The sequence below is a fragment of the Paraburkholderia bengalensis genome (assembly GCF_037126505.1).
Classification (GTDB): Bacteria; Pseudomonadota; Gammaproteobacteria; order Burkholderiales; family Burkholderiaceae; genus Paraburkholderia; species Paraburkholderia bengalensis.
In genome coordinates this window covers 42,369-52,171 of sequence record NZ_JACFYJ010000060.1, presented here as the reverse complement: position 1 = coordinate 52,171, position 9,803 = coordinate 42,369, and the positions used below count along the sequence as shown (strand labels likewise).

Here is a 9,803-nt window from a genome sequence, read left to right as displayed (position 1 = left end):
TTCCCGCACTTGGCAATTACCTCGTCGCGATGTTCAAGGACACGCCCGTGCTGTCGGCCATCACCGTCGTCGAACTGATGCAGCAGGCGAAGAACGTCGCACCCGTGGTCGTCGCGACGCCTGCACCGCCCGTCGTGGCCGTGGCGCCCGCGCCCGTGGTCGTTCCGCCGCCTCCCGCTCATGTCGTGGTCGTCGCGCCGCCGCCGCCCCCGCATGTGGTCTACGTCGCGCCGCCGCCGCATGTGGTGTATGTCGCGCCGAAGCCGCGTCCCGTGATCTGGGTGCCGGGGCACTGGGTCGGTCGTGTGTACGTTCCCGCGCACTGGGCCTGAGCAGATCAGCACAGTCGGCGCGCCTGTTTCGCGAAACGGGCCTTAAAGAACGGCGCGTGAAGCGCCGTTCGTCTTTGGTGCGTTACATCCCGTAGGGCCGCTGCAACGGCATCCCGTTGACACACATCTCGCCGGACCGCCGACGCCCGCGACAACCCTGAATCCGCTCCCGCCACCCAGCGCCCATCAACCCTCGCGATGCCCGTTGATCGCCCTTTCCGTCAGCCGCCGAACGATCCAGACAAACCCTGATTGCTGCGCCAAAAGCGCCGCTGATATCGTGCGCAGGACATGTGGAAGCGCTTCCACTTCGGCTGTCACTTTCGGCTTCCATCCGATTCCTGCGGTCGATCCGCACCACGAATCCAACGCATCCAACGCATCCAACGAAAGGAGGTTCCGTGGCATACGATGCAGTGGCGCCCGGCAGCACCGGGCAGAGCGACCCCTTCACCCCGTCCGCCGATTCCGTGTTGTGGCGCAAGGACTTTCTGCTCGGCGCGGCGACGGCGTCGTATCAGATCGAAGGCGCCGTCAATGAAGACGGCCGTCTGCCGTCGATCTGGGACACGTTCTCGGCGACGCCAGGCAAGGTGCTCGCGGGCGATACGGGCGCCGTGGCCTGCGATCACTACCACCGCTGGGAAAGCGACATCGAGCTGCTGTCGGGGCTGAACTTCGAGGCGTACAGGCTTTCCGTCGCATGGCCGCGCGTGATGGACGAAGCGGGGCGGCCGAACCGCAAGGGTCTCGATTTCTACAAGCGCCTCATCGGCAGGCTGAAGGACAAGGGGCTGCAGACCTTCGTCACGCTCTATCACTGGGACTTGCCGCAGCATCTCGAAGACCGCGGCGGCTGGCTCAATCGCGAGACCGTCTATCGTTTCGCCGATTACGCGGACCTGATGAGCCGCGAACTGTCGGGCTACGTCGATGCGTGGATGACGCTGAACGAACCATGGTGCTCGGCGTTTCTCGGCTACGGCAACGGCCATCACGCGCCGGGGCTCGCGAACGTGCGCTACGCGACGCAGGCGTTGCATCATCTGCTGCTCGCACACGGCCACGCGACGCAGGTGCTGCGCGCGAATGATCCGTCGTCGATGAAGGGGATCGTCGCGAACGTGGGGCGCGGCACGGCGAACTCGGCGAGCGAAGCGGATCAACGCGCTGCGCATCTGTTCGAAGTGCAGCACAACGCGTGGATTCTCGATCCGCTGCTCAAGGGCGAATACCCGCAGGATCTGTGGACGCTGTGGCCCGGCGCCGAGCCGCTCGTGCTCGAAGGCGACCTGCAGAGCATCGCCGTGCCGCTCGACTTTCTCGGCATCAACTATTATTTCCGCACCAATGTGAAGAGCGACGGCGCGCACGGTTTCGTGGAGGTGCCGCTGCCCGATGTCGAGCGCACGCAGATGGGCTGGGAGGTGTATCCGGACGGCCTGCGCGATCTGCTGACGGGCTTCGATCGGAAGTACCCGAACCTGCCGCCCATCTATATCACCGAGAACGGCATGGCATCGGACGATCAAGTACACGACGGCCGCGTCGAGGACCTGCAGCGCATCGCGTTTCTCAGGCGTCATCTGGCCGCCGTCGATCAGGCCGTCAAGCAGGGCGTCGATGTGCGCGGGTACTTCGTGTGGTCGCTGCTCGACAACTTCGAGTGGGCGTTCGGCTACGAGCGGCGCTTCGGCGTCGTGCATGTCGATTACGACACGCAGCAGCGCACCGTCAAACATAGCGGCGAGCTGATCGCGAAGTTCATCGAGGCGCGCAGCAAACGAAGCTAAAGAGAAGACACGCAGTCAAGCGCAGTCACGACACAAGCTGGTAAGCAGTCGACCTGATAAATCGGGCATCGGGCCCGAAGGAGACGGAATGAACAGCAGAAAACAGTGGGCGTTGAAAAGCGGTATTGCACTGGCATTGGCCATCACGGGCGTGATCGCGCACGCCGAGCCGTTGAAGGCAAACGTGATTCACTGGTGGACCTCGGGCGGCGAGTCGGCCGCCATCCGCCAGTTCGCCGACGCGTACAACCAGGCGGGCGGCCAGTGGGTCGACAATGCCGTGGCGGGCGCGGACCAGGCGCGTGCGACCGCGATCAACCGCATTGTCGGCGGCGATCCGCCCACGGCTGCGCAGTTCAACACGTCCAAGCAGTTTCATGACCTGATCGATCAGGGCCTGCTCAACAATGTCGATGCCGTCGCCACCAAGGAAAACTGGCCGGCCATCTTCCCGCAATCGATTCTCGACAGCATCAAGGTCAACGGCCACTACTACGCGGCGCCCGTCGACATCCACATGCCCGCGTGGTTCTTCTATTCGAAGCCGGTGTTCGCGAAGGCGGGCATCGCGGACGAGCCGAAGAGCTATGACGACTTCCTCGCCGATCTGGACAAGCTGAAGAAGGCGGGCGTGATACCGCTCGCGCTCGGCGGCCAGCCGTGGCAGGAAAAGATCACGTTCGATGCCGTGTTCGCGGATGTGGGCGGACCTGATCTGTACCTGAAGGTGTACCGCGATCGAGACCAGAAGGCCGTCAACTCGGACGCTTTCAAAAAGGTGCTCGTGGCGTTCAAGAAACTGCATGATTATGTCGATCCCGGTTCGCCAGGCCGCAACTGGAACGACGCAACGGCGCTCGTGATTTCCGGCAAGGCGGGCGTGCAGATCATGGGCGACTGGGCGAAGGGCGAGTTCTCCGCGGCGAAGCAGGCACCCGGCAAGGACTTCGGCTGCTTCCCGGGCTTTGGCCCGCATTCGCCGTATCTGGTCGCGGGCGACGTGTTCGTGTTTCCGAAGACGGACAACGCGAACGCGATCAAGGCGCAGAATCTGCTCGCGACGGTGATGACGTCTCCGCAGGCGCAGGTCGCGTTCAGCGCGAAGAAAGGCTCGATTCCCATTCGTCCCGATGTGGACGTGAACCAGCTCGACATCTGCGCGAAGGAGGGCATTGCGATCATGAAGGACAAGTCGCGCCAGCTGCCAAATCCGGAAATGCTGGTGTCGCCGGATACGCAGGGTGCGCTGACGGATGTCATCACGAACTTCTGGAACAAGAACCAGTCGGCCGACGATGCGCAAAAGGCGTTTGCCAGCGCGTTGAAGGGCTGACGCACGATGGGGACGCTCAAGTCGCACGCGCTGCCGGACATGACGGCGAAGCCGCGGCCCGTGGCCAGATCGCGTGGGCGGCCGTTGCGCAAGCGCTGGTCGCTCGCCGCGTGGATCGCGCTGATCCCGATGATGCTGACGGTGATCTTCGCGTACCTCGGCACGATGCTGTGGACGGCGCGCGTGTCGCTCAGCAACTCGCGCACGTTCCCGTCGAACGACTTCGTCGGCTTCACGCAATATGGGCGGCTCTTTCATAACGACCGCTGGCTCGTGTCGCTGCAGCACATCGCCATATACGGCGTGTGCTTTATCGTCGCGTGTCTCGTGATCGGCATGCTGCTCGCGATCTTCATCGATCAGCGCGTGATGGCGGAAGGCGTGCTGCGCACGGTGTTTCTGTACCCGTATGCGATGTCGTTCGTCGCGACGGGGCTCGTGTGGCAATGGATACTGAATCCCGAACTCGGCGCGCAGTCGCTGCTGCACAAGCTGGGCTTCACGCATGCGCGCTTCGACTGGATCGTCGATCAGGACTGGGTGATCTACACGATCGTGATCGCCACGGTCTGGCAGGCCTCGGGGCTCGTGATGGCCGTGATGCTCGCGGGCCTGCGCGGCATCGACGACGAGTTGTGGAAAGCCGCGCGCATTGACGGCGTGCCGCGCTGGCGCGTGTATGCGAGCATCGTCATACCCATGCTCGGTCCGTCTATTTCGACGGCCTTCGTGCTGCTGTTCGTTGCTGTCGTGAAGCTGTTCGATGCCGTCGTCGCGATGACGCAAGGCGGTCCCGGCACCGCGAGCGAAGTGCCCGCGAAGTTCATCATGGACTATCTGTTCGGCCGCGCGAACATCGGGCTGGCATCGGCGGCTTCGATCGTGCTGCTCGCCACCGTGCTCGCGATACTCGCGCCGTTCCTCTATGCACGCAGTCGCGCCGCGTCGCGCAAGGAGGTGTGATGAGCACGACGCTGCAATCCATGCGCCGTTCGCCGCGCCGGCAACATGCGCGCAAAAAGCGTTTTTCTCCGGCACGTCTCGGTGTGTATGGTTTTCTGATCATCGCCGCGCTGTTCTTTCTGTTGCCGCTGTACGTGATGCTGGTCACATCCGTGAAACCGATGGACGAAATCCGCCTGGGCAACCTGGTTGCGCTCCCCGTGCACTTCACGTTGCAGCCGTGGAGTGACGCGTGGCAGTCGGCCTGCACGGGGCTCGATTGCAACGGCATCCGCGTCGGGTTCTGGAACTCGGTGCGCATCGTCGTGCCGAGCACGGTGTTCTCGATCGTGGTCGGCGCGATCAACGGCTATGCGCTGTCTTTCTGGCGGCCGCGTGGCGCGGGCGTGTTCTTCGGCGTTCTCTTGCTCGGCGCGTTCATTCCATATCAGGTGATGATCTATCCGATGGTGCGCGTGCTCGCAAGCGTGCATCTGTTCAGCTCGCTGCCCGGTATCGTGATCATTCATACGATCTTCGGCATGCCCGTGATGACGCTGCTGTTCCGCAACTACTACGCGGGCATTCCGCTGGAACTGTTCAAGGCCGCGCGCATCGACGGCGGCGGTTTCTGGCGCATCTTCTTCCAGCTGATGCTGCCGATGTCGCTGCCCATCATCGTCGTGGCGATGATCCTGCAGGTCACGAACATCTGGAACGACTACCTGCTCGGCCTCGTGTTCGCAGGCACGAAGAACCTGCCGATGACGGTGCAGCTGAACAACATCATCAACACGACGACGGGCGAAAAGATCTACAACGTCAACATGGCGGCGACGATCCTCACTTCCGTCGTGCCGCTTGCCGTCTATTTCATTTCGGGTCGCTGGTTCGTACGCGGCATCGCGTCGGGCGCGGTGAAGGGCTGAAACGGCGCAATCGCTGAAAACGGCCTGCAAACAGGGCTAATCGAAATCTGGGCTGATATGGCAACCGTACCGAACATGGCAAACGTCGCGGTCCGCGACCTGAAAATCCAGCTTGGCGCGAATACGGTGATCGACGCGCTCGATCTCGACGTGCGAGCAGGCGAATTCGTCGTATTGCTCGGCCCGTCGGGCTGCGGCAAGTCGACGTTGCTGCACAGCATCGCGGGCCTGATCGACGTGACGGAAGGCAGCATCGAGATCGGCGGCGAGGACATGACGTGGGCCGATCCGAAAGACCGGCGCGTTGCGCTGGTGTTCCAGTCGTATGCGCTCTATCCGACGATGAGCGTCGAGCGCAACCTGTCCTTCGCGCTGCGCATCAACGGCACGCCGAAGGCCGAGATCGAACGGCGCGTCGCGCGCGCGTCCGACATGCTGCAGCTCGGCCCGTTGCTCAAGCGCAAGCCCGCGCAGCTATCGGGCGGACAGCGGCAGCGCGTCGCGATTGGCCGCGCGATCGTGCGCGAAGCGGACGTATTTCTGTTCGACGAACCGCTGTCGAATCTCGACGCCAAGCTGCGCACCGAGTTGCGCCGCGAGCTGAAGCAACTGCATCAGCGTCTGGGCGCGACGATGATCTACGTGACACACGATCAGGTGGAAGCGATGACGCTCGCCACGCGCATGGCCGTGATGAAGAACGGCGTGATCCAGCAGTTCGGCACGCCCGCCGAAGTCTATGCGCGGCCCGCGAACCTGTTTGTTGCCACGTTCCTCGGTTCGCCCGCGATGAATCTGCTCAACGGTACGCTGCTTGCGCAAGGCGACGGGGTGCGCTTCACGGGCGGGCAGCTCGATCTCGACGCGTCGCGCTATGCATTCGCCGGGCAGCACGAGACGGGCAAGCGGTGCGTGCTCGGCGTACGGCCCGAAGATGTGCGCGTGCGTATCGGCGCGGACTCGAATCAACGCGCGCAAGTGTCGCTTATCGAACCAATGGGCAACCATCGGGTTATCTGGCTCGATTATCATGGCACCCAGATAGCGTCGATCGATCAGGAGAAAACACCCGTCGCCGTGGGCGATTCGGTGGCGTTCGCGATCGACGGCGCACATATATCGCTGTTCGACGAGGCGGGCGGGGCGCGCCTCTAACGGCAAGCGCAGAAACACAAGCAGACACACAAGCGGACGGAGACATCGTGGCGACCCTCAAGGATGTGGCGGAGCTGGCGGGCGTGGGGCTCTCGACAGCCTCGCGCGCCATTTCGGGCAAAGGGCCCGTATCGGCTGAAGCGGCCGCGCGCGTAAAGGCCGCGATCGCCGAGCTGAACTTCCGGCCCTCGTCGATCGGCCGCGCGATGGCCACGCAGCAACTCGGCATCATTGGCCTGTTCGTGCCGACGTTTTTCGGCTCGTACTACGGCACGATTCTCAAGCAGACGGATCTCGAACTGCGCGCCGTGCATCGTCACGTGGTGGTCGCGACGGGATGCGGCGAGTCGACACCGCGCGAGCAGGCGCTCGAAGCCGTGCGGTTTCTGATCGGCCGCGACTGCGACGGCGTGGTCGTCATCAGTCACGATCTGCACGATGAAGACCTCGATGAGTTGCACCGGATGCATCCCAAGATGGTGTTCCTCAACCGCGCGTTCGAACAGTTGCCCGACGCGTCGTTCTGCGCCGATCACCGTCGCGGCGGCGAACTGGCGGCCGCGACGCTGATCGAACACGGACATCGGCGGATCGCCGTGATTTCGGGGCCGTTCGCGGCATCGGACAACGTCGAGCGGCTCGATGGCTTTTTCGACGAACTTGCGCGTCACGGCATCGCGCGCCACACGGTGCCGTTGATCGAATCGGACTTCTCGCCCGAAGGCGGCTACGCGGCAACCTGCCAGCTGCTCGATTCGAACGTGCCGTTCACCGGACTCTTCTGCGCGAACGACACGATGGCCGTCAGCGCGCTCGCGCGTTTCCAGCAAGTGGGCGTGTCGGTGCCGGGCGACGTCTCCGTGATCGGCTACGACGACGACTATTCGGCGGCGTACGCAGCGCCCACGTTGACCTCCGTGCATATTCCGACGGCCGAACTGACACAGAACGCCGTGCGCTGGCTCATCAACCAGTGCTACGGGACGAACTGGGAGATCTTTCGCGAATTCCCCGTGACGGTGACGATGCGCGCGTCGGTAGGTCGCGCGAAAGCGGCGTGAAAGACGCGGGCGCGTGCCTTTGCGTGCCGCCCCGCAGCACCCCATCAAACTGCATTAGCATGAAGGCTCACCAGGAGTCTTCATGCAGCCACCCCCTCTCGACAATCCCTTCCTCGAATCGCTCGCTGTCGAACTGACCGAGTGGAAAAGCGGCTACGCCGAATTCACGATGCCGATCCGCCCCGCGACGCTCAACCGCCAGCGCGTGCTGCAAGGGGGCGCGATCGCCACGCTGCTCGATGCAGCGGCGGGCTACGCGGGCCTCTATAGCGAGGGCGATCCCATTCACGCATTTACGTTGTCGCTGACCATCAGCTATCTCGACAAAGGGCTCGGCGAAAAGGTCATCAGCAAGGGCTTTCTCGAACGCAAGGGCCGCTCCGTGTATTTCGCGCGCGCCGAGGCGTGGGTCGATCACAAGGTTCTGATCGCCAGTGCGCAGGGCGTCTTCAAGTACGCGTAGTCGAACCGGACTGCCCAATCACGGCCGTGCAGTGACGTTGCGCCGATCCAGGTCGATAGCGCGGCGATCGATCGCTGCGCCGATGTCAGGTAGAATGTGACCGGTAACATTTCATCGCGCTTGCGCGGTCTGAATTAGGCCGCAACGCGGGAAAGGTTTTGCACAATCGGCTAAGATCGATGGTTCGTCAGCCCATTGCGGACCGCGCAACGCTCGCGGGCCGCCGTCTTCCCACTATCAGGAACACAGCATGGTCACATCCAGCAGCTACACCGACACCCGCCTGTTGATCAACAACGAGTGGTGCGACGCCGCCAGCGGCAAGACGCTCGACGTCATCAATCCCGCAACGGGCAAGCCGATCGGCAAGGTCGCGCACGCCGGCAAGGCCGATCTGGACCGCGCGCTGGAAGCCGCGCAGAAGGGCTTCGAAGCGTGGCGCAAGATTCCCGCCAATGAGCGCGCAACCACGATGCGCAAGGCAGCCGCGCTGGTTCGCGAGCGCGCCGACAGCATCGCGCGTCTGATGACGCAGGAGCAGGGCAAGCCGTTCGCGGAAGCGCGCATCGAAATGCTCTCCGCCGCCGACATCATCGAATGGTTCGCCGACGAAGGCCGCCGCGTCTATGGCCGCGTCGTGCCGTCGCGCAACCTGAGTGCGCAGTCGCTCGTGCTGAAGGAGCCGATTGGCCCTGTCGCCGCGTTCACGCCGTGGAATTTCCCCGTCAACCAGGTGGTGCGCAAGCTGAGCGCCGCGCTCGCGAGCGGCTGCTCGTTCCTCGTGAAGGCGCCGGAAGAAACGCCCGCATCGCCGGCAGCGCTGCTGAACGCGTTCGTCGAAGCGGGTGTGCCCGCGGGCACGGTCGGCCTCGTGTTCGGCGATCCCGCTGAGATTTCGAGCTACCTGATTCCGCATCCCATCATCCGCAAGGTGACGTTCACGGGTTCGACGCCCGTCGGCAAGCAGCTCGCCGCGCTCGCCGGCCAGCACATGAAGCGCGCGACGATGGAACTCGGCGGCCACGCGCCCGTGATCGTCGCGCAAGACGCCGACGTCGCGCTCGCCGTGAAGGCAGCGGGCGGCGCGAAGTTCCGCAACGCAGGCCAGGTGTGCATTTCGCCGACGCGCTTTCTCGTGCACAACAGCATCAAGGAAGAATTCGCGGCGGCGCTCGTCAAGCACGCGGAAAGCCTGAAGGTCGGCGACGGTCTGGCTGACGGCACGCAGCTCGGGCCGCTCGCCAACGCACGCCGTCTGACGGCGATGGCAAAGGTGGTCGACGACGCGCGCGCCACGGGCGCCAAGGTCGCGACGGGCGGTGAGCGCATCGGTTCGGAAGGCAACTTCTTTGCGCCGACAGTGCTGACGGACGTGTCGCTGGAAGCCGACATCTTCAACAACGAGCCGTTTGGCCCCGTCGCCGCGATTCGCGGCTTCGACAGCCTGGAAGACGCGATCGCCGAAGCGAACCGCCTGCCGTACGGCCTCGCGGGCTATGCGTTCACGAAGTCGTTCCGCAACGTGCATCTGCTGTCGCAGAACCTCGAAGTCGGCATGCTGTGGATCAACCAGCCCGCCACGCCGACGCCCGAAATGCCGTTCGGCGGCGTGAAGGATTCCGGCTATGGTTCCGAAGGCGGCCCGGAAGCGATGGAAGCCTATCTCGTGACGAAGGCCGTCACGGTGATGGCTGTCTGAGTTCGGCCCCGCGTTCGCGCGGTTGAACTCGCCGCCCGCTGCAATGGCGGGCGGCCGGCATCGAACGATGCCCATCGACGAAGCACGTTCGTCGGA

At 63.9% G+C, this 9,803-nt stretch carries 8 protein-coding genes and 1 pseudogene; all 9 read left to right on the top strand.

Annotated features, from left to right (window positions below; translation table 11 throughout):
* Window positions 1-332: pseudogene (locus H3V53_RS28380) on the top strand (hypothetical protein); the annotation flags it as partial.
* A 401-nt stretch (window positions 333-733) separates the two neighbouring features.
* On the top strand, window positions 734-2,125 hold the full coding sequence (locus H3V53_RS28375; protein ID WP_336600751.1) for a GH1 family beta-glucosidase: 1,392 nt from the start codon (window positions 734-736) through the stop codon (window positions 2,123-2,125).
* Between the two features lie 88 nt (window positions 2,126-2,213).
* On the top strand, window positions 2,214-3,458 hold the full coding sequence (locus H3V53_RS28370) for an ABC transporter substrate-binding protein (protein ID WP_336600750.1): 1,245 nt from the start codon (window positions 2,214-2,216) through the stop codon (window positions 3,456-3,458).
* 39 nt (window positions 3,459-3,497) lie between these two features.
* Window positions 3,498-4,421 (top strand): carbohydrate ABC transporter permease, encoded by a 924-nt coding sequence (locus H3V53_RS28365; protein ID WP_419539587.1) that lies wholly within the window; start codon window positions 3,498-3,500, stop codon window positions 4,419-4,421.
* Window positions 4,421-5,329 (top strand): carbohydrate ABC transporter permease, encoded by a 909-nt coding sequence (locus H3V53_RS28360; protein ID WP_336600748.1) that lies wholly within the window; start codon window positions 4,421-4,423, stop codon window positions 5,327-5,329. The genes H3V53_RS28365 and H3V53_RS28360 overlap by 1 nt, the downstream gene beginning before the upstream one ends.
* 57 nt (window positions 5,330-5,386) lie before the next feature.
* Window positions 5,387-6,484, top strand: coding sequence for an ABC transporter ATP-binding protein (locus H3V53_RS28355; RefSeq protein WP_336600747.1), 1,098 nt, complete (start codon window positions 5,387-5,389; stop codon window positions 6,482-6,484).
* 47 nt (window positions 6,485-6,531) lie between these two features.
* Window positions 6,532-7,545 (top strand): LacI family DNA-binding transcriptional regulator, encoded by a 1,014-nt coding sequence (locus H3V53_RS28350; RefSeq protein ID WP_336600746.1) that lies wholly within the window; start codon window positions 6,532-6,534, stop codon window positions 7,543-7,545.
* Between the two features lie 82 nt (window positions 7,546-7,627).
* Window positions 7,628-8,008: a hotdog fold thioesterase gene (locus tag H3V53_RS28345; RefSeq protein WP_054926874.1), complete on the top strand. Its 381-nt coding sequence runs from the start codon at window positions 7,628-7,630 to the stop codon at window positions 8,006-8,008.
* 250 nt (window positions 8,009-8,258) lie between these two features.
* On the top strand, window positions 8,259-9,707 hold the full coding sequence (locus H3V53_RS28340) for an NAD-dependent succinate-semialdehyde dehydrogenase (protein WP_336600745.1): 1,449 nt from the start codon (window positions 8,259-8,261) through the stop codon (window positions 9,705-9,707).
* The last annotated feature ends 96 nt before the right edge of the window (window positions 9,708-9,803 follow it).

What these genes read in the sequence shown, in the direction of transcription:
- H3V53_RS28340 (WP_336600745.1), top strand. Translation starts at nt 8,259, where the DNA reads ATGGTCACATCCAGCAGCTACACCGACACCCGCCTGTTGATCAACAAC.
- H3V53_RS28370 (WP_336600750.1), top strand. Translation starts at nt 2,214, where the DNA reads ATGAACAGCAGAAAACAGTGGGCGTTGAAAAGCGGTATTGCACTGGCA.
- H3V53_RS28355 (WP_336600747.1), top strand. Translation starts at nt 5,387, where the DNA reads ATGGCAACCGTACCGAACATGGCAAACGTCGCGGTCCGCGACCTGAAA.
- H3V53_RS28360 (WP_336600748.1), top strand. Translation starts at nt 4,421, where the DNA reads ATGAGCACGACGCTGCAATCCATGCGCCGTTCGCCGCGCCGGCAACAT.
- H3V53_RS28365 (WP_419539587.1), top strand. Translation starts at nt 3,498, where the DNA reads ATGACGGCGAAGCCGCGGCCCGTGGCCAGATCGCGTGGGCGGCCGTTG.
- H3V53_RS28345 (WP_054926874.1), top strand. Translation starts at nt 7,628, where the DNA reads ATGCAGCCACCCCCTCTCGACAATCCCTTCCTCGAATCGCTCGCTGTC.